The sequence below is a fragment of the Paenibacillus sp. J31R120 genome, from assembly GCF_056269225.1.
Genome location: NZ_JBWDNN010000005.1, coordinates 79,890 through 99,273, shown reverse-complemented (window position 1 = coordinate 99,273; position 19,384 = coordinate 79,890). Strand labels below are relative to the sequence as shown.

Annotated in this window: 15 protein-coding genes; 12 read left to right on the top strand and 3 right to left on the bottom strand. The window is 51.0% G+C overall.

Annotated elements, in window-relative coordinates:
• Nucleotides 1–22: 22 nt before the first annotated feature.
• Nucleotides 23–991 carry an iron-hydroxamate ABC transporter substrate-binding protein gene (locus tag AC0YNW_RS18815; RefSeq protein WP_475833251.1) on the bottom strand — a complete coding sequence of 323 codons (969 nt, stop codon included), beginning with the start codon at nucleotides 989–991 and terminating at the stop codon, nucleotides 23–25.
• Nucleotides 992–1,231: 240 nt separating this feature from the next.
• Between AC0YNW_RS18815 and bioB the strand changes: the two genes are divergently transcribed.
• On the top strand, nucleotides 1,232–2,224 hold the full coding sequence (gene bioB, locus AC0YNW_RS18810; protein ID WP_475833250.1) for a biotin synthase BioB: 993 nt from the start codon (nucleotides 1,232–1,234) through the stop codon (nucleotides 2,222–2,224).
• 173 nt (nucleotides 2,225–2,397) lie between these two features.
• Here the strand turns inward: bioB and AC0YNW_RS18805 are convergent, their stop codons facing one another.
• The gene (locus tag AC0YNW_RS18805) at nucleotides 2,398–3,093 is read right to left on the bottom strand and encodes a hypothetical protein (protein ID WP_475833249.1); all 696 of its coding nucleotides are present in this window, start codon (nucleotides 3,091–3,093) and stop codon (nucleotides 2,398–2,400) included.
• A 160-nt stretch (nucleotides 3,094–3,253) separates the two neighbouring features.
• Between AC0YNW_RS18805 and AC0YNW_RS18800 the strand changes: the two genes are divergently transcribed.
• The 9 genes from AC0YNW_RS18800 (at nucleotide 3,254) to AC0YNW_RS18760 (ending at nucleotide 15,581) form a co-directional block, all read left to right on the top strand.
• The gene (locus AC0YNW_RS18800; protein ID WP_475833248.1) at nucleotides 3,254–3,967 is read left to right on the top strand and encodes a response regulator transcription factor; all 714 of its coding nucleotides are present in this window, start codon (nucleotides 3,254–3,256) and stop codon (nucleotides 3,965–3,967) included.
• Nucleotides 3,964–5,319, top strand: a complete 1,356-nt coding sequence (locus AC0YNW_RS18795) for a sensor histidine kinase (protein WP_475833247.1) — start codon at nucleotides 3,964–3,966, stop codon at nucleotides 5,317–5,319. Before AC0YNW_RS18800 ends, AC0YNW_RS18795 begins: the two co-directional genes overlap by 4 nt.
• 106 nt (nucleotides 5,320–5,425) lie before the next feature.
• A complete protein-coding gene (locus tag AC0YNW_RS18790) occupies nucleotides 5,426–8,038 on the top strand; it encodes a winged helix-turn-helix domain-containing protein (protein ID WP_475833246.1) in 2,613 nt (870 codons plus the stop codon).
• A gap of 177 nt (nucleotides 8,039–8,215) precedes the next feature.
• Nucleotides 8,216–10,711, top strand: coding sequence for an excinuclease ABC subunit UvrA (gene uvrA / locus AC0YNW_RS18785; RefSeq protein WP_475833245.1), 2,496 nt, complete (start codon nucleotides 8,216–8,218; stop codon nucleotides 10,709–10,711).
• Between the two features lie 480 nt (nucleotides 10,712–11,191).
• Nucleotides 11,192–11,761 (top strand): MarR family winged helix-turn-helix transcriptional regulator, encoded by a 570-nt coding sequence (locus AC0YNW_RS18780; protein WP_475833244.1) that lies wholly within the window; start codon nucleotides 11,192–11,194, stop codon nucleotides 11,759–11,761.
• Between the two features lie 42 nt (nucleotides 11,762–11,803).
• The gene (locus AC0YNW_RS18775) at nucleotides 11,804–13,024 is read left to right on the top strand and encodes an MFS transporter (RefSeq protein WP_475833243.1); all 1,221 of its coding nucleotides are present in this window, start codon (nucleotides 11,804–11,806) and stop codon (nucleotides 13,022–13,024) included.
• Between the two features lie 992 nt (nucleotides 13,025–14,016).
• On the top strand, nucleotides 14,017–14,442 hold the full coding sequence (locus AC0YNW_RS18770; protein ID WP_475833242.1) for a VOC family protein: 426 nt from the start codon (nucleotides 14,017–14,019) through the stop codon (nucleotides 14,440–14,442).
• Nucleotides 14,443–14,463: 21 nt separating this feature from the next.
• Nucleotides 14,464–15,054, top strand: coding sequence for a TetR family transcriptional regulator (locus AC0YNW_RS18765; RefSeq protein WP_475833241.1), 591 nt, complete (start codon nucleotides 14,464–14,466; stop codon nucleotides 15,052–15,054).
• Between the two features lie 104 nt (nucleotides 15,055–15,158).
• Nucleotides 15,159–15,581, top strand: coding sequence for a VOC family protein (locus AC0YNW_RS18760; RefSeq protein WP_475833240.1), 423 nt, complete (start codon nucleotides 15,159–15,161; stop codon nucleotides 15,579–15,581).
• A 67-nt stretch (nucleotides 15,582–15,648) separates the two neighbouring features.
• On the opposite strand, the gene AC0YNW_RS18755 is transcribed toward AC0YNW_RS18760, so the two are convergent.
• Nucleotides 15,649–16,371 (bottom strand): FadR/GntR family transcriptional regulator, encoded by a 723-nt coding sequence (locus AC0YNW_RS18755; RefSeq protein WP_475833239.1) that lies wholly within the window; start codon nucleotides 16,369–16,371, stop codon nucleotides 15,649–15,651.
• Nucleotides 16,372–16,495: 124 nt separating this feature from the next.
• On the opposite strand from AC0YNW_RS18755, the gene AC0YNW_RS18750 reads away from it, so the two are divergent.
• Together AC0YNW_RS18750 and AC0YNW_RS18745 are read left to right on the top strand one after the other, a co-directional pair.
• Nucleotides 16,496–17,911, top strand: a complete 1,416-nt coding sequence (locus AC0YNW_RS18750; RefSeq protein ID WP_475833238.1) for an FAD-binding oxidoreductase — start codon at nucleotides 16,496–16,498, stop codon at nucleotides 17,909–17,911.
• Complete coding sequence (locus AC0YNW_RS18745; protein ID WP_475833237.1) at nucleotides 17,904–19,292, top strand: (Fe-S)-binding protein; 1,389 nt, start codon at nucleotides 17,904–17,906, stop codon at nucleotides 19,290–19,292. The genes AC0YNW_RS18750 and AC0YNW_RS18745 overlap by 8 nt, the downstream gene beginning before the upstream one ends.
• Nucleotides 19,293–19,384 lie beyond the last annotated feature (92 nt).

Below are 19,384 nucleotides of genomic sequence, written 5' to 3'. Positions count from 1 at the left end.
TTGTGATCTCTCTATACTTAGATTATTCGCCAAGGAACTTTTGTTTAAAGAAGGTCAACTGGTCTTCAAGCGTCAGCGGATCATTGAAGTAGAATTGGTTGCCGTCGACTTCGAAGACTTGATTGTTTTTGACGGCTGGAATGTTTTTGTACGATTCTGTCGACTGGAACGAAACGTCTGCGTCTGCGAATTTGCTGAAGATGACGTAGTCGCCCATGTAATCCGGCAATACTTCGGTGGAGATGGCATAGTAGCCGTCCTTCAGCGCGTCTTGTATAACCTTCTCAGGCATCGCAAGCTTCATCTCCTGGTACAAAATCTCGGTGCCGCGGCCCCAATTGTCGCCGTATACATACAGCTGCTTGTCGAAGCTTTCGACGACGGATACAGTTGCATTTTCGCCGATCTTCGCTTTAATGTCAACGCCGGCTTGGCCTGCACGAGCTTTGAAGCCGTCGATCCATTCTTTAGCTTCTTTCTCTTTGTTCAGCAGCTTGCCAATCTCCAAATGCTGTGTCAGGTAGTCTACTTTGCCGTACGTGTAAGTAACGGTTGGAGCGATTTCCTTCAGCTTGTCGACGTTCTTGATATTGGACAGGCCGATAATCAGGTCTGGCTCAAGCTCGATAATTTTCTCCAGGCTTTCGTCGGATACTTCAGCAACGTCTTTGATGTATTCGTCGTAACGCGGGTTCAGCTTCGACCAGGAGTCTACGCCTACCAGGTTGACGCCAAGCGCCATTACGTTGCCTGCAAAAGAAGAAAGAACGATTACGCGCTGCGGGTTAGCCGGTACTTCCACTTCACCGTTCTCGGATTGATAGTTGATGGTGCCTGTTGCGCCGCCCTCATTTTCGCTTGCATCAGCGGTAGGAGACGAGGAAGGCTTCGAGCTGGCATTACCTGAATTGCCAGGTGCGTTATTGTTCCCTCCGCAAGCGCTGACTAGCAGCATCATCATAATAGCGAGGGGTAATAATGTTTTTTTCATGGTGCTTCTCTCCCTTTTCTAATCGATAATGATTATGATTATCAACGTCACTTGCACATTTTAATGGCAAGTGATAACGATTGTCAAACCATTTCTTCAATCCTGTTCGATTTGCTTTGCATATGGAAAATGATGTACGCGTTTGATACAATAAAGCTCTATTGTTAACTTAAATTATATATTATATAGTTAACAATAAAGAATGACTATTTATAACATAATGAGGAGACCGGTATACTTATGGGGAGATTGAAATGGGACGAGCTGGCCGACAAAGCGCTCGTAGGAGAATGCCTGACAACGGAGGAGGCATTATCGGTGCTGCGTGCGGATGATGATGAGCTGCTGCCGCTGATGCAAGCTGCCTTCAAAGTGAGAAGACATTATTATGGTAAAAAAGTGAAGCTGAATATGATCATGAATGCCAAAAGCGGCCTGTGCCCGGAGGATTGCGGGTATTGCTCGCAATCTATTGTATCGACTGCACCTATTGAAAAATACGTCATGCTGGACAAGGAGACACTGGTTGCGGGTGCGCGCGAGGCGCTGGCCCGTCAAGCCGGCACTTATTGCATTGTAGCGGCTGGTCGGGGGCCGACGGAACGGGAGCTCGGGCAGGTCATCGAAGCTGTTGAGGAAATCCGAGCGACAATGCCGCTCAAGATTTGCGCTTGTCTTGGCTTGCTTAAGGAACGTCAGGCAGAGCGTCTCGCGCAAGCTGGCGTCCATCGATATAATCATAATTTGAATACAAGCAGCAGCCATTATTCATCCATTACCAAAACACATACCTTCGAGGATCGTATCGGCACCGTCCAAAAAGCTAAGCAAAGCGGCATGTCTCCATGCTCGGGCGTTATTATTGGGATGGGGGAAACGGATGAGGATATTGTAGAGATGGCTATGACGCTTCGCGAACTTGATGCGGATTCCATACCGATCAACTTTCTGAATGCGATACCCGGCACGCCGCTGGAGCATACGGCGCCGATTGCTCCGCTTAGGGCGCTGAGGACGCTTGCCTTATTTCGCCTGATCTGTCCCTCGAAGGAGTTGCGGGCGGCGGGAGGACGCGAGATCCGGCTGCGCGCGCTGCAACCGCTGGCGCTGTATGCGGTCAACTCCTTGTTCGTCGGAGATTACTTGACGACTGAAGGACAGGATGTGACAGCCGATCATCGGATGATCGAGGATCTGGGCTTCGAGATTGAACGGTATGCGGTTCCGGTGTAAGACGCCCTTGAACGGAACAGTATTAAGGGGGGCGTAAGCCGCAGGATCGCTTAGCGGCTTGTCGCCGGAGATATTGTATAAGGCAAGAGAAAGCATGGCGGATGCCCGCCATGCTTTCTCTATGTTCCGTCTCTAACCTGTTTGGAATTTCTCTCTGTCTAATGCTTTTGAATTTACTTGTCCTCAGCTTGCAATTGTTGAATTTCTTCTTTATACTCCGCCAGCAAATCGGAGAGCGTTTCCCGAATGCCAGCTGCATCTTTATCTTCTGCTGCCTTGGCGAGCTTGCTGTGTGTCTCGAACAGCGGAGATGGTTTAGTTGCAACAGCTGTGGCAGTAAACTGGCTTGCATCAAGATCCTTCACTACATCGAACTTGATGTCCGCAGCAGCGGTGTCGCTTACGGTTGCGGCAGACTTTGTCGTAGCGGCATTGAATTGAAGGGCGCCTGCTGCTTTCAGCTCGATAGCCTCGTCTTTTATGAACATGGAGGCGTCAACGTTTTCCCCTGAAATTGCTTGAAGTGCCATCACGGTCGCTTCTCCCTCCGGAAGATGAACGCCATCCTCGTTTAGAATCATAATACTGAATTTATCTTTCAGCAGCTCATGGTACTGCTTCAAGGTAGCTTCCCAGTCCTCAGCCGTATCCGGCGCATATTCGCGAGCAAGTTCAACCGGGTCAGGAAGCATGACAGCTTGTAACGCTGGAAGCTCCTCGCCCTTGATGAGTTTGCCTTCTACTTTGACTGCAGTTCCAGTCGACAGCAAATCAACCGTTTTCGGATTCGCAAATACAGATGTGCTGGCAAATGCGGATAGGAGCAGCGTGGATGCTGCTACGCTTTTGAATAGTTTTATTTTGTTCATGGTTACACTCTCCTCGGTTGTTTGTTTTGTCTTACATGTCCAAGTGTATAGGCGAGAAGTGGCAGTTCATTGGTGGAATTGTGGAAAAACGATGGCAAGTCGCCAGCGGAATAGCAGCCTTGCTATAATGGTGGAAGATAAGGCAGGGAGGCAATTAAAGATGAATTCATATCGAATTGCGGTCGTCGATGACGATCTCCATATAAGAAACCTGGTTGAGGCATATCTGGTACGCGAAAATTTCGAAACGATCGGACTGGGGAGCGCCGAGGAAGCGCTGGAGCTATGGCGGAATGATCCCCCGGATATGTGGGTGCTCGATATAATGCTGCCCGGGATGGACGGGTATGAGTTTTGCCGTACAATCCGGCGCGAGGCTGAGGTGCCGATTATTATGATCTCCGCTCGCGACAATGAAGTGGATAAAATCATGGGGCTGGAGCTTGGCGGCGACGATTATATGGTCAAGCCTTTTAGTCCCAGAGAGCTGGTAGCGAGGGTCAAGCGACAGCTCCATCGCTGGTATGCCGCAAGGCCGGGCGAGGAGGGACCGGCATCCGTTCAATCTTCCGGCGATATTGTCATTGGAGAGCTGCGGCTGTCTATGGATGAGAGGCGAGTGTTTTGGGATGGCGAGGAGGTCGAGATGACGCTGAAGGAGTTTGCATTGCTTCATACGTTGTCCCAGCATCCGAACCGCGCTTTCTCTCGTGACGATCTGCTCGCGATCGTATGGGGGGATGATTATTACGGCAGCGACAGGGCGGTAGACCATCTGGTGAAGCGCGTCCGCAAAAAAATAATGCAGCTACCGATAGAAGCCGTATGGGGCCATGGCTACAGGCTTAGACATGAGGGAGGTGAGCGGGGATGAGGCTGATCCACCAAATTAATCTGGCATTTGGCGCGCTGCTGGTTATTGTGCTGTCGCTAACCGGTGTAATCATTCATTATGTGTTGATGGATCATTTTGTAGGTAAGCAGAAGGATGATATGCAAGCATTGGGTGTTGCGATTCAGAATACAATAAGTGCCGCCCCCCCCTATACGCTATCTAGCAGCGTAGCTATCGCATCGGGCGTAGCGCTCCCTGTAAGCGGAGTGGAAGCGTTCATCTCCGATGCTGAAGGCAATGTATTGCCGGGCTACGGCACGGGCTACGCGACGACTTCAAGCGCTTTGACGGAGGTTGGAAGCATGACGAGCGCAACGTCGCTGCAAGAAATATGGAATGAAAGTGACGGCAGATTCCTGGTCGATATCCAGCCGCTACCCCAAGGCAAGCTGACGCTTATCACTCCGATGAGTCAAATCAAAGAGATCGAGCGCGCGCTGCTTGAGCGATTTCTCCTCGTTCTGTGTGCTGCCGGCATATTGGTCTATGCGGCAAGCCTGTTCATTACCAAGAAGCTGATCGAACCGCTGATGAAGCTGAAAGGCGAGCTGAAAAAAGTGAAAAGCCGCCAATTTTCCGACGTCAAGCGAATTAAAGCCGGAGGCGAAATCGGCGCCGTGGCGGAGACCGTCCATGATCTTGCGGTAGAGCTTGACCGTTACAACCGCGTGCAAAAGCAATTTATCCAGAATGCCTCCCATGAGCTCAAAACGCCGCTGATGTCGATTGCGGGCTACGCCGAAGGGATTAAGGACGGCGTTTTTGAAGGAGAAGGCGCGCGCAAGGGGCTTGAGGTCATTATGAGCGAGAGCGGCAGGCTGTCGAAAATCGTGACGGAGATGACCTTGCTGGCTAAGCTCGACAGTGAAGAGGATATATTCAAGGCAGAGCCGGTAACCGTGGAAGAAATTGTGACAGAGACCGTCGAGCGGATTAACCCGCTGCTGTTGGCCAGAGATATTAAGCTGAAGGTTGATTATGCAGAGGATAAAATGACCGGGCTGCGCACGGTAGCGGATAAGGATAAACTGCTGCAGGCGCTGCTTAATGTCGTGTCCAATGCGGCCCGGCATGCCCGGACGACCATAAGCATAAAAGTAACCGTAGCAGAGGAGCGAATAAGCATCCGCATAGAGGATGACGGCAGCGGTATTGCGGAGTCCTTGATTCCGCAGCTCTTCCATCGATTCGTAAGAGGGAAGGATGGCGATACGGGGCTTGGACTTGCCATATCGCGTGCAATAGTGGAGCGCTGCGGCGGCTCGATCGCGGCAGGCAATGCCCAGACAGGCGGGGCGGTCATCTCGATCCAACTGCCATCAGCGGCATAAATCGGAAGATACGTGAAACATATAAGAAATATGGGGCTAAAGTATTGACAGACGCCGCTATCATTCTTATGTTGAAAGTAACAAATTCGACATAAGAAGTGATCCTATGCTGAGAAAATATACCCAAACCGAAACAGACCATTTAAAAGCCGCTTCTCTCGTCTCGAAGACGAGCATTGTCGTGCCGCCCGCATCCTCGGGCGATACGATCAGGGAGCGGCTGCTTGGACGATTGGATGAAAGCGTTAGCCGCAAGCTGACGCTTATTTCTGCTCCGGCAGGATATGGAAAGTCCACGCTGGTACGCACCTGGGTCCATACACGCAGCACGAAGGCTGCATGGGTTTCGCTGGATTCAGGCGATAGGAGTGCCAGCCGCTTTTGGACGATGGTAGCAGCCGCTTTGCTTGTGGAGTATCCGGCTATAAGCAAGACGATGCAAGACCGCATGCCGCCAGGGGAATCCAATATTGACACTCTGATTTCCGTAATCTTGGAGCTGGTGTCCATGCTATCCGAGCCCTGTGTGCTTGTCCTGGACGATTATCACCTCGTAGCCAATCCCCTTATTCATGACAGCATGTCTGCTTTCATGGAGCATGCTTCCTCTTCTGTTCGCGTCATTCTGATTAGCCGTACGATTCCGCCGTTGCCTTTATCCCGGCTGCGTGTTAGCAAGCAGCTGTCCCAATTTCACACCGAGGACTTGCGCTTCACCATAGAAGAAACGGAGGAGCTTCAACGATTAACGCTTATGAATCCGCTTGCTGCGGAGGAGCTCGCTTTGCTTGGAGAGAAGACGGAAGGCTGGGCTGCGGGACTTTTTCTTGCTTTTATGTCGCTGCAGCACCGCCAGGACGCTGCCGCTTATATACAAGCATTCTCCGGCAGCCATCGGTACATCTTTGATTACTTGGCTGATGAGGTATTAGGCAGGCTGGATGAGAGGCTGCTTGATTTCCTGCTGTTAACTTCTATTGCTGACCGATTCACGGCCGAGCTGGCGAATGCAATTACGGCGAATCAAGATGCGCATGCGCTGCTGGATAGACTGGAGAAGAGCCATCTCTTTCTTATCCCGCTGGACGATAGCCGCGTATGGTATAGATACCATCACTTATTTATGGAAGCATTAAGGAGCCGCTTGCAAGTTAATAAAGATGCCGGGACCCTAAGCGAGCTCCATCTCCGAGCTGCTCGCTGGTTTGATCAGAATCAGGCGTATGAAGAAGCGATTCGCCATGCGCTGCAAGCAGGGGACTTTAATTGGGCGGCAGAACGTATAGAGCGGCATCTGCCCATGCTCGTCAAGAACGGACATGAATCTGAAATGATGGCATGGCTGGCCCAAATTCCGCTAGTCTATGTTGTTGCGCGTCCTGATTTATTTTACTACCAGGCGGGGACTCTGGCGTTGACAGGCCGGGTGCAAGAGGCGGATTCTCTCCTGAACGATGCGCTCGCTGCGCTGGGAGAACAACAGCGGGACTTATCCGTCGAAGCATCTCAAGAAATGACGATGCGCATGGGGATGTACCGGGCGTCCATAGCCTTCTACAAAGGCGATATCGACGCTTTTGTAGAGCTGCTTGACCGCCATCGCGAGGGGCTGAGATTGTTTGCTTCGATTGTGAAGGTTGTCAATCTGGGCGAAGCGCTGCTGTACCGCGGACCGATCGGATTCGGAGGCAGGCTGAACAAGATGGCCGCTCTCTCTGCCAAGGTGTCGGATTCAGAGGAGCGAAGAGAAGCGATTCATTACGCCTTGCAGGGGCATGGCCTCGTGTTCTTGGCTGATCTGTATTATGAAAGAAACGCGCTGGACAAGGTGACGCCGCTGCTTGAGATAGCCTTGTCAGCGCAGGCGACGCCGTCCGGCCTTGGCGTATGGGTGCCAGCTATCATTCTGCAATCCAAGCTGCTTGCAGCCAGAGGGGATATGCAGGGAGCGGAGCACAGCCTGCAAAATGCGATGAAGGAGCTGGACCTGCTTCATGTCTCTCATTGGCGCATGTTGCTGGAGGCACAGATGGTTAGGCTGAAGCTGTCTCAGAGTAAGGCGGATGAAGGAACTGGCTGGGCAGACCGATATCCCGTTCTAGCGCATGAAACGGCGTCGGTCGATCGGGAATACGCGCATGTGACGCTGGCCCGAATTTGGCTGATGCAAGGGAAGACGGATATCGCGATCCGCAAGCTTAGACAAGCGGAGAAGGCTGCATTCCGTGCAGATCGGCTAGGAAGCCGAATTGAGATTGGCTTGCTGCTTGCAATCGCTTATGACCTGCAGGGTAAGCCGTCCAGTTCGACCGAAGCGCTTGATCAGGTATTGCGGCTTGCAGAGCCAGAAGGTTATGTCCGTCTCTTTTTGGATGAGGGGCAAGGGGTGCGCAGACTGCTGACGGATCGATTGGCGACCGGCCTTGCAAGCGGTATTCGCCAGTATGTGGGGAAGCTGCTGACTGTATTTGAAGCGGAGCTGGGCACACATGCGGCAGAAAGCCGTGCTGACTTAAGAGCTGAAGTGGATTCGCTTACCTCGCGTGAACTGGATATCCTGAAATGCATGGCAGATGGCCTCAGTAATTCGGAGATAGCCTCACATTTGTTCCTTTCACTGGGTACGGTGAAGCGGTACAGCCATCATATCTACCAGAAGCTGAATGTGAAGAACAGAGTACAGGCCATCACGAAAGCAAAAGGACAGCGTTTGATCTAGATTTGAGATATACGAGGACCGTTCAACCGGACTTGCGAGTTTCGTGTGAAAGATTAAAGCACCATGATAGGGTTAATGCTGATAAGATCGGCATCATTTCATTCAACCTTTAGACTTGCATCAATGTTGTAGAATGGAGGGGATTAGCTAGAAGAAAGTTCGGAGAGGGGTAATACAATGAACGGAACGATTCAAATTCGAGGCGCAAGGGAAAACAATCTGAAGAACATCTCGCTCGACATTCCAAAGCATAAGCTGGTTGTAGTCACAGGTCCGTCAGGCTCAGGTAAGTCTACGCTTGCGATGGATACGCTGCAACGGGAATGCCAACGGCAATACATGGAATCGATGGGGATGGTATCGGATAGCGTAAGCAAGCCCAAAGTGGATTCCATTCAAGGATTGTCTCCCTCCATTAGTGTAGGTCAGCATCTGACCAACCGCAATCCGCGCTCTACGATTGGAACGGTAACCGACATCTATACATTAATGCGGATTCTGTACGCCAAGCTGGGCGAGCGGCCTTGCCCGGCATGCGGTGCTACAGTAGGTCACACCGCTGGAGATGAGCCTGCGAAGCTCGTGTCGGATGAAGAAGATACCGGGTACAACGAGAAGGTTGCTTGTCCTTCATGCGGACATCAGCTGGATAAGCTGACCATGTCCCATTTCTCCTTCAACAAACCTGAAGGGGCTTGCGAGGAATGCAGCGGACTCGGTCATGTCGCTACGTTGAACACGGGAGCCGTATTCGATCTGGAAAAGAGTGCACGAGACGGCGGGGTTCGATTCTGGTCGGGCATGTATATTGATTACAACCTGAGTATTCTGAAAGCCGCTGCCTCCCATTACCGGTTGCCATTCGATGAGAATGCCCCTCTTGCAAGCTATGATGCAGCCATGCTAGATCTACTTTACTACGGCGCGGAAAGCGAGGCTTTCACGAACCGGATGCCGGATGTGAAGCCGCCGAAGTCTGTCACGCAAGGCAAATTCGAGGGCGTTGTAACCGGCATCTGGAGACGATACAACGAAAAGGGCGGCGAATCTGGAGAGGCGGCCTTATTCCGGCAAAATAGCTGCGGCAGCTGCCACGGAGCGAAGCTGAAGAAGGAAAGCCGACAAGTAACTGTGAATGGAATGGCCATTCACGAAGCGTCTGCGCGGGCGCTTGGCGATACGCTGGACTGGCTTGAATCGGTTAAGGCAGGTCTGTCGGAGGATGAAGAGCAGCTGGTAGGTCCGCTTGTCTACGATATGTCCATCCGTTTGAAACGGATTATCGATACAGGGCTTACGTACATGTCGCTGGATCGTCCGATCGTCACGTTGTCCGGCGGAGAGGCGCAGCGGCTTCGTCTCGCTTCCATCCTGGGCTCGGGCTTGACTGGGGTGCTCTATATCCTGGACGAGCCTACGGCTGGTCTGCATGCCCGGGATACTAGCGGCTTGATCGAAGTCATGAAGCAGCTTCGCGATCTGGGCAATACCGTGCTGATCATCGAGCATGATGAGGATGTGATGAAGGCTGCCGACCATATTATCGACATCGGTCCCGGTGCAGGGACGCAAGGAGGTCAGGTGATCGGACAAGGCAGCCTGGAGGAATTGATCGGCCAACCGGCTTCCGTGACAGGAGCAATCTTCCGGGAAAGAAACGAACGAGAGACGAGGTCAAAAAGACGCAGCGGCAACGGTCACCATCTAACGATTCATCATGCTCATTTGCGCAACCTGAAAGGTTTTACCGCAGCGTTCCCGCTGGGTTGCCTCATAGCTGTGACGGGCGTCTCCGGCTCCGGCAAATCCACTCTGTTGTTCGACTTGCTTGCCGCCTCGGGACCGGATCAGCCGACGCCGGAGGGCTGCGATCAGATTACAGGCTGGGAAGAAGCGGGTTCGCTCATTATGGTTGATCAATCCCCGCTATCCCGTATGCAGCGTTCCAATATTGCAACGTATACGGACGTGTATACGCATCTGCGAAATTGGTATGCGAGCTTCCCTGAGGCGAAGGCTGCAGGACTGACGGCAAAACACTTCTCCTTCAATACGGCCGGCGGCCGCTGCGAAGAATGCCAAGGACTTGGCGTTGTACCGATCCATATGCACTTCCTGCCGGAAATCGAGGTTCGTTGTCCGTCATGCCGAGGCAGACGATTCAAGGATGAGGTGCTCGCGGTCACGTATGAGGGCTACAGCATCTCCGACTTGCTGGATATGTCGATTGAGGAGAGCCTGCCGCTGCTGGGCGGTCAGAAAAAAATAAAAGAGACGCTCCAGCTGCTGTCGGAGGTAGGCCTTGGCTACTTGCAATGGGGCCAATCCCTCAGCACCTTGTCCGGGGGTGAAGGACAGCGAATCAAGCTGGCGAAGCAGCTGAGCAAAAAAACAGCGCAGCATACGGTCTACTTGCTTGATGAACCGTCCACTGGATTGCATCCGGGTGATGTGGAGCAGCTGAAGGTGCTGCTGAACAAGCTGGTGGATGCAGGCAATACCGTGATTGTTGTAGAGCATAATCTGGAGCTTATCAGCGATTCCGACTGGATTATCGATATCGGGCCGGAAGGCGGCGAAGGCGGCGGAGAGCTGGTTGCCGAAGGAACACCAGAGCAGGTTGCAGCGTGCAGCCGATCGCATACCGGCCGGTACTTGAAGGAGTTGCTGTAACGAGCTGCTGTAACGAGCTCACCTTTGGTCAACCACGCTCGTTTTTCGCCGAAGGGGCTTGTTTGGGCCAGATAAAAGTGGTAAGGGTATGAACCAGATTGATTTCAAGAATAAGCTCCCAAAGCTGTAAGACACCAGTTAGCGCTTCTGTTTGCGCATCATCATTAATCATATAGATACGTCGGCGAGAAGTCTGGCGCCAATGAAATAAGCTACAACATGTCTGCCCCAACCTTTCAAGTCATGCTTGGCATAATCCATGCCATAGTGCTTGAGAGGCTTGGGGCCTTGTTTTGTAACATAGGCGGAATCATTAACGACCATAATAGGTTTGGGCAAATTAGGAAGCTGTGGCTGCTCGTAAGTATGATGGATGAATTTCCATTGCCGGTTAATAGTTGTTTGATATATAATTGTTTATGCAACTAATTGATTCGGAGCAAGAATAAAGATAGCGATAAACGAATGGAGGTGAGCAGTATGGAGCAAGAGAAAGAGAAAGAGAAAGAGAAAGAGAAGGAGCAGGCACAGCAACAGCAACAGCACGACCAACAACAGCAGCCCCAACAGCAACAACAGCACCACCAACAACAACTGGAACAGGAAATGCCTATCGGATCCATCGGGTTCATAATGGGAGTGACATACCGGAAGCTTACTGCGCTGCTGCAGCAGCGATTGAAGGAATATGAAGTAACACCTGAGCAATGGTCAGTATTATATACGATTGTTCGCTCGCAAGGGCTGATTCAGAAGGAGATTGCTGATCGGACACATAAGGACAAGCCTGCTACGACGCGCATCCTCGATCATTTGGAAGGCAAAGGGTTCATCTTCAAGCAAGTCGGCAAGCAGGATCGGCGCTCTTTTCTCGTATACAGTACGGAGAAGGGGCGTAAGGTAATCGAGCAGACGATCCCGATTGAAGCGGGGATGACAGACATCGTAAAATCTGTTGTGTCGGAAGCCGAGCTTGCCCAGGTGATGGATATTCTGCTGCGGATTCAAGCGCATGCCAGCCATATGCTGGAACAGGAATCCGGTGAATAAGTTGCCAATGAACAGCTGAAAAACAAGGAATGGAGTTTTAACATGCAGCAAGAATCGCAACAAGAACCGTTATGGACCAAGTCCTTTTTGTCAATTACCGTTTGTTCCTTCTTATTGTTTTTGAATTTGCAAATGCTGCTATCTTCGTTTCCGGCCTATGTGCAAAATGATCTTCATGCCGGCAATGTCGCCGTAAGTCTAGTAACCAGCGTATTTGCTTTGACAGCGATCGCAGCGCGTTTTATGACCGCGGCTTTTATGAAGCGGGTGTCCAAAGATTATTTATTGATGGCAGGCTTGCTTCTTGCAGCCATTACGACACTGCTGTATCCATTTGCGCATACGGTTGGCTCGTTATTGATCATGCGGATTGGCTACGGTGTTGGTTTCGGCATGGCGAGCACAATATTGCCAACCCTGGTATCTCAGCTTATTCCTGCCCGCAGAATGGGGGAAGGGATTGGATACTTCGGCTTATCGACTAGCTTGGCTATGTCCATAGGGCCTATGATTGGCATGAATGTGATGTCGGGTTTTGGCTTTAGTACGCTGGCGTCAGTAGGGACGGCAGTTGTACTATTGATCCTTCCAATATTGCTGCTCTCTGGCATTGTGCGTATGAAGGGAGGCGCTCACCAGACATCTCTTAATGCGGCTGCTGTATCCGGTGTCGCAGGCAAAACGGGCTTTAACCATAAGCTCTGGATGCCGGCTGTGCTGAACATGATGTTATCTATAACCTACAGTGGTCTGTTAAGCTTTATCGTGTTATTTGGAGAGTTCGCAGGCTTGAAGCAGGTGGGGATGTTCTTCCTGTTTAACGCAATTACAATTGTAATTATTCGGCCAATATCGGGCCGTCTATTCGACCGCAAAGGTCCGGCAACAGTGCTTATCCCGGCTGGTCTGTTCGTCGCGGCCAGCATGTTGCTGTTGTCTTATACCCATACTATGAGCATGCTTATTATAGCTGCGCTGCTGTATGGGCTTGGCTTCGGGGCTATTCAGCCTACTTTGCAGGCTTGGATGCTGCGCACTTCTTCCAAAGAGCAATATGGCGCGGCGAACAGTATGTTCTACAACTCGACTGACTTTGGGGTTGCGGTTGGTGCTCTGCTCTTGGGAGCGATCGCTACGATGACCGATTACGCATCTATGTACCGGTATTCGGCGGGAGTAATGGTCTTATTCGTTGTTTTGTTTTTAATCATTTACGCGAGTACACGAACGTCCATGCCGCGCAATAATCAGACTTCTTCATAGGAATGAGCAGGGTTTGCTCGAAGGGTTCACTATCCCCTTTGCTCAGGAGCTTAGTTCTGGTAGCACTAAAAAGCTTCAATTACTTTGAAAACTTCAAATGCTTCAAATACTTCAAATACTTCATTTGCATCAATTACATCAGATCAACTGTGCGGACTTATCCTTCTCTAGCGATAGAGAAGATAAGTCTTTTTGTATTTATTGAAGTATAGATGCGGAATTCAAAGCCAAAGACCACTAAAAGTCCGCAACTGCTGGAAGTTTGTGGTGATTAATGCCTGAGACGACTCAAAGTTAGCGCTCCCTACAGGCCCGCAACTGCTGGAGGTCTGTGGCGATTCAAAGTCAGATACGGCTAAAAGTCAGCGACCACTAAAGATCCGCAACTGCTAGTGGTCTGTGGTGATTCAAAGTCAGATACGGCTCAAAACTAGTGATCACTACAGGTCAACAACTGCTGAAAGTTTGTAGTGATTAAAGTCCGATACGGCTCAAAGTTAGCGCTCCCTACAGGTCCGCAACTGCTGGAGGTTTGTTGTGGTTCAAAGTCTGTTACGTCTCAATGTTAGAGCTCCCTACAGGTCCGCAACTGCTGGAGGTCTGTGAAGATTCAAAGTCTGTTACGTCTCAATGTTAGCGATCTCTAAAGGTGGGCAACAGCTAGTAGTCTGTGGAGATTCAAAGTCTGTTACGGCTCAAAGTCAGCTACTACTAAGGATCCGCAACTGCTGGAAGTTTGTGGTGATTCAAAGTCTGTTACGACTCAAAAATAGCGACCATTAACGCCCACCCAAAGTTTGAGAAGATTAAAAATTGGAGAAGATTCAAAGTCTGTGTTGATCTAAAATGCTGCATTCATTCTGAGCTTAGGGGATAGTGAGCCCATCCGCAAATAAAATAGTTGTGCCCACCCCATTTACATACATACTGTATGTATGTTAAATTACAGAAAGAAGACAGCAACCTACAACCAATAAGGAGTGTGGCCAATTATGCGTGTCAACAGTATGTATGCCGTTATTCAAACAGAAAAGCTTCAGGAAAGTATCCGTTTTTACCGTGACTACTTTGGATTTCAAATCGTTTTTGAATCGGACTGGTACGCCAGCTTAAAGCTGGAGGAGGGCAGCTTGCCGTTTGAGCTTGCGCTTCTGGATCACTCGCATGAGACTATTCCTGAAGGATTCCGGCGTCCGGCTGTCGGCATGATTTTGAATTTTGAAGTAGAGGATGTCGACAGTGAGTACGAGCGTCTAATCGTACAGGGTAAGCTGCCTCTTGAACGAGAGCTGCGGGATGAGGATTTTGGACAAAGGCATTTTATCATCAGCGATCCCAATGGTATTCTAATAGATATGATTAAGATTATCCCGCCTTCTGAAGAGCAAAGCGGTTTGTATCAGGAGCAGGTGTGGTAAGGAAAGGGTATGGGTCAGGTTATGAGAAGGACGAAGGAGGACGCGAACGAAACGCTGCAGAGGCTGATCGGAGTTGCGAAAAGACACTTTGCTGAGCATGGTTACGCAGGTGCGGCATTGGAGGCCATCGCAGCTGAAGCGGAAGTGACCCGCGGTGCGCTGTACCATCACTTTCGCAATAAACACGGATTGTTCCACTCTGTGCTGGAGTCGGTTCAGCATGAGGTAGGGGAGCGGGTAGAGCAAGAAGCTTCCCGCAGCGACGATCTGAGGGAGCAGCTGCTGCTTGGCTGCCGTGCCTTTTTGACTGCGGCGGTAGAGCCGGCGAACAAGAGGATTATGTTGATTGACGGCCCTTCCGTTCTGGGCTGGGATACATGGCGAATGCTCGATGAGCAAAATTCGATGAGCCACTTGCGCGAACAGTTGACGCTGATGCAGGTGCAAGGCATGTTTGCAGAGGCATCCGTAGACGCGCTTGCTTCTTTCATCTCCGGCGGATTGAACGAATCTGCACTCCGAATGGCGGAGCTGCCGGACACATCTGCTGCGATGGAGCAAACAATGAAGCTATTGTCCTATTTGGTGGGTGCTTGGGATCAGCGGTCGTAACATAAGTGAGATTCGCAATCTATAAGAAACAAAAACCGATTTTTCAGGTTATAATAACCATAGCTTATTGGAAATGCAACCTATAGACGGCGGAGGGATTGTATATGGCATTAGTGTCCAAGCAAATATTCGTAAATTTACCGGTGAAGGATTTGGAAGCGTCGAAAACGTTTTTTGGCAAGATCGGTTTCGAATTTAATCTTAATTTTACGGATGATAAGGCAGCTTGCATGATCGTTGGGGAGAACATCTTCGTGATGCTGCTTCAAGAGGAGTTTTTCAAAGGGCTCACTACTAAAGACATTGCGAATACGTCTGCTACGACTGAGGTGCTGGTAGGATTATCGGCTGATAGCAAGGAAGAGGTGCAGGCTATCGTCGATCGGGCTTTTGCTGCGGGGGCAAAGCCTAGCATCGATCCGGTGGACCACGGCTTTATGTACCAAGCGGGCTTCCAAGACATAGACGGGCATATGTGGGAAATCATTTATATGGATCCGACCGTTTTGGAGGAGCCAGCTGAATAATGAATTGCGTATAATGGTATATGAGCCGCTGCAGGAGATCAGGAAACTGACTCTTACAGCGGTTCTTTTAGGGTTTGGCGCTTTTAATTGTTGCTTTCAGTACGGTCTCTACTTTCGTCAAATGTTCGCCGATTAGTTGATTCGCCAAATGTGCATCGCCGGATTTAATGGCTTCGTAGATCGATCTGTGCTCGTCAAGTAGTCGTTCAGCCGTTGATTTCTCCTGGTAAAACCAGAGCTCTCGTGTTTTGCCGATCGTCTCGCTCAGCCGCTGCGTCAGCGATTCCATTAGCTGAATAAGCAGGGAGTTGCGGGAAGCGGCTGCTATTGCGGTATGAAACTCTACATCGGCTCTTTCGCCCTCAACAGTGTCGCCTTGCAGAAGAGCATGCTCCATCTTGTCCAGAATCGCTTGCAGCTTGGCCAAGTCCTCTTCGGTACGGCGTTCGGCCGCGTAGGAGGAAGTGCCGGCCTCCAGCAGCTTGCGCACCTCGAGAATTTCCAGAATGGAGCTTGCTTCCTGGAATAGGGTGCTACCCTGCGTATTGTCACTGGGCAAAACTTTCTTCACGAACGTTCCGCCACCATGGCGTATGTCTAGCCAGCCTGTTGCTTTGAGCGCGCTTAACGCCTCGCGAAGTGTGGAGCGTCCTACGCCGAACTGCTGCGACAGCTCCACGACTGAAGGCAGCTTCGCCCCCGGCTCCCACTCGCCGCTCGAAATTCTCTCTAGAATTAGACGGCTGACAATTTCATGCCCTTTCTCTGTTTCAATCTTCATATTGCGCATTCCCGAATCCTCCATGAAATATTACGAATTGACTATATTTCTATCTAAGCATAAGCTATAATGAAAGAAAAGTCATCAGATGACCTGATCAATTATTTTATTGACCATGAATCAGGAGGTTCATATGCTAAAATCCGAAATTACAGCTAAGCTTCGCGCCATCGTAGGGGAGAAGCATTATCGCGATGATCAGGAGGCGTTGGTTGCCCATTCCTATGACGGAACGCCAATGCTGCAATCGCTGCCGGACGGCGTTATTTACCCTGCTTCTACTGAAGAAGTGTCTCAAATTATGAAAGTGCTGAGCGAATACCGAATTCCGCTTGTGAGCAGAGGATCGGGCTCGAACCTCTGTGGAGGGACGGTTCCTTTCGAAGGCGGAATAGTTATGGTCATGCATAGAATGAACCGCATCCTTGAGGTAGATATGGAGAACTTGACCGCTACCGTCCAGCCGGGACTTATTACAGCGGAGATGATCGCCCATATTGAAAGCTTGGGTTTATTCTATCCGCCGGACCCGAGCAGCATGAAGATCAGCACCATCGGCGGCAATATCGCCGAATGCTCCGGCGGCTTGCGCGGCCTCAAGTACGGTACGACCAAAGACTATGTGATTGGTCTGGAAGCCGTACTGGCGAATGGCAGCATTATTCGGACGGGCGGTAAGCTGATGAAGGACGTAGCGGGTTATGATTTGACCAAGCTGCTGGTCGGCTCGGAGGGAACGCTGGCGATTATTACGGAAGCCATCTTGAAGCTGATTCCGCCGCCGAAGGCGAAGAAAACAATGCTGGCGATGTATAAGGATATATATGGAGCTGCGCGCACGGTATCCAAAATTATTGAGTCGAAGATTATACCGGCTACGCTTGAATTTATGGACAACCCGACCATCAGGGTGGTGGACGACTTTGCGAAGCTGGGGCTTCCGCTCGATATGGAAGCGGTATTGCTGATTGAGCAGGATGGCGATCCCGAGACAGTGGAGCGCGATATTGCCCGCATCCGGGAAATTTGCGAGCTGGAGAAGGCCGACCGTCTGGAAGTGGCGGAGAGTCGGGAGGAAGCGGATCGGCTGCTTACTGCGCGCCGTAGCGCATTCACGGCGCTTGCGCGTCTGCGTCCTACTACGATGCTGGAGGACGCGACGGTGCCGCGTTCGAAGATTGCCGATATGGTGCTTCGCATTAACGAAATCGCCAAGAAGTACAACGTCACGATCGCAACATTCGGACATGCCGGAGACGGGAACTTGCATCCGACCGCAACGACAGATGCCCGGGACAAGGAAGAAGTGCATCGTGTCGAAGAGGCGTTCGCAGAAATTTTCGAGGCGTCGATCGAGCTTGGCGGTACCATTACGGGCGAACATGGCGTAGGCATGGTCAAGGCGCCGTATTTGGAATGGAAGGTGGGCGCTCCGGGAATTGAAGTGATGCGCGGCATTAAGGCAGCCTTCGATCCGCATAACTTGCTCAATCCAGGCAAAGTATTCGCCAAAGAATCAAGAAAAAGGGTGGTTCTGCAGCATGGGTGAGACTAACGTGATGAAGAAACCAGACATCAAGCATACGAATCCGCTTGCGCAGACACTATTGAACAAGCTGGATTATGACCAGCTTACCAATTGCATGCGCTGCGGCTTCTGTCTGCCTGCTTGCCCCACGTTCCGGGAAACGGGCGTAGAGCCGGAGTCGCCGCGCGGCCGAATCGCCCTGATGAAGGCGGTCGCTGACGGACTTATGGATCCGGATCAGATGTTTCAGGATCAAATGAATCATTGTCTGGGCTGCAGAGCATGCGAGCCGGTCTGTCCGGCGGACGTGAAGTACGGTCAATTAATCGAGCAGGCGCGAGATGCGATCGAGGATCATGCCTCGCACAGCGTTCCGGTCAAAGGATTACGGAAGCTGATGTTCAAGGGCGTCTTTCCAAATAGGGGCAGCTTGAAGCTGCTGGGCGGATCGCTTGCTTTCTATCAGAAGTCGGGCCTTCGCAAGCTGGCTAGAGGAACGGGGATTATGCGCATGTTCCCGGACCATCTCCGCGAGATGGAATCTATCCTGCCGGATTCGACTTCAAAAGGCGTCATTGAGCAGATCGGAACGTTCTATCCCGCCAAGGGTATTCCGATTGCCCGCGTCGCCTTATTCCGCGGCTGCATTATGGATGTGATGTTCGCCGGGACTAACGTGAACACAGTTGAGCTTTTGTCGGAAGCCGGCTTCGAGGTCGTTATTCCGAAGGAACAGGTTTGCTGCGGCGCGCTGCATGCGCATAGCGGCGAGATGGATCAGGCGAGATCGCTGGCGAAAGTCAATATTGCCGTATTCAAGGAAGCGGGAATCGACTACATCGTGTCCAATGCCGGTGGCTGCGGCGCGCTGCTTGTCGAGTACGATCACCTCATGCACGAGGATAGCAACTCTCAAGTTCGCGAGGACGCAAGGTGGTTTGCGGAGCGTGTTATTGACATCAGCCAGCTTGTCGTTGAGAAGGGGAGAATTCCCAAGTTTGCAGAGCATTTGAATGAACAGAATCAAGTAACCGTTACGTACCAGGATTCCTGTCATCTTCGCAACGTCATGAAGAGCTCCGGAGCGCCTCGTCAGCTGATGCGCAGCGTGGAAGGCGCGTGTTTCGTCGAGATGAAGGAATCGGACCGCTGCTGCGGATCAGCGGGCATCTACAATGTGACGCAGCCAGAGATGGCTGGTCAACTGCTTGAGCATAAGATGGAGCATGCGGTAACTACGAATGCGCGCTATATGCTGACGAGCAACCCGGGCTGCTTGCTGCAGATGAAGCTGGGCATCGAGAAGCATAAGCCTCCATTCAAGATGGAAGCGATGCATATTGTAGATTACTTGCATGAAAGATTAGTTCCAGCTCAGGCTGGAGTGCACAACAAGTCATAATCATAATGTTCTTTCCTGAAGTCGCCTAATTACGGCGGCTTCTTTTTATTGCCGAAAACCAATTCTCTAAATAGGATAATGCTGGTATGGAT

Bases quoted from the DNA above. Each gene is read 5' to 3' on its own strand.
- AC0YNW_RS18815 (WP_475833251.1), bottom strand. From the start codon at position 991: ATGAAAAAAACATTATTACCCCTCGCTATTATGATGATGCTGCTAGTC.
- bioB (WP_475833250.1), top strand. From the start codon at position 1,232: ATGGGGAGATTGAAATGGGACGAGCTGGCCGACAAAGCGCTCGTAGGA.
- AC0YNW_RS18805 (WP_475833249.1), bottom strand. From the start codon at position 3,093: ATGAACAAAATAAAACTATTCAAAAGCGTAGCAGCATCCACGCTGCTC.
- AC0YNW_RS18800 (WP_475833248.1), top strand. From the start codon at position 3,254: ATGAATTCATATCGAATTGCGGTCGTCGATGACGATCTCCATATAAGA.
- AC0YNW_RS18795 (WP_475833247.1), top strand. From the start codon at position 3,964: ATGAGGCTGATCCACCAAATTAATCTGGCATTTGGCGCGCTGCTGGTT.
- AC0YNW_RS18790 (WP_475833246.1), top strand. From the start codon at position 5,426: ATGCTGAGAAAATATACCCAAACCGAAACAGACCATTTAAAAGCCGCT.
- uvrA (WP_475833245.1), top strand. From the start codon at position 8,216: ATGAACGGAACGATTCAAATTCGAGGCGCAAGGGAAAACAATCTGAAG.
- AC0YNW_RS18780 (WP_475833244.1), top strand. From the start codon at position 11,192: ATGGAGCAAGAGAAAGAGAAAGAGAAAGAGAAAGAGAAGGAGCAGGCA.
- AC0YNW_RS18775 (WP_475833243.1), top strand. From the start codon at position 11,804: ATGCAGCAAGAATCGCAACAAGAACCGTTATGGACCAAGTCCTTTTTG.
- AC0YNW_RS18770 (WP_475833242.1), top strand. From the start codon at position 14,017: ATGCGTGTCAACAGTATGTATGCCGTTATTCAAACAGAAAAGCTTCAG.
- AC0YNW_RS18765 (WP_475833241.1), top strand. From the start codon at position 14,464: ATGAGAAGGACGAAGGAGGACGCGAACGAAACGCTGCAGAGGCTGATC.
- AC0YNW_RS18760 (WP_475833240.1), top strand. From the start codon at position 15,159: ATGGCATTAGTGTCCAAGCAAATATTCGTAAATTTACCGGTGAAGGAT.
- AC0YNW_RS18755 (WP_475833239.1), bottom strand. From the start codon at position 16,371: ATGCGCAATATGAAGATTGAAACAGAGAAAGGGCATGAAATTGTCAGC.
- AC0YNW_RS18750 (WP_475833238.1), top strand. From the start codon at position 16,496: ATGCTAAAATCCGAAATTACAGCTAAGCTTCGCGCCATCGTAGGGGAG.
- AC0YNW_RS18745 (WP_475833237.1), top strand. From the start codon at position 17,904: ATGGGTGAGACTAACGTGATGAAGAAACCAGACATCAAGCATACGAAT.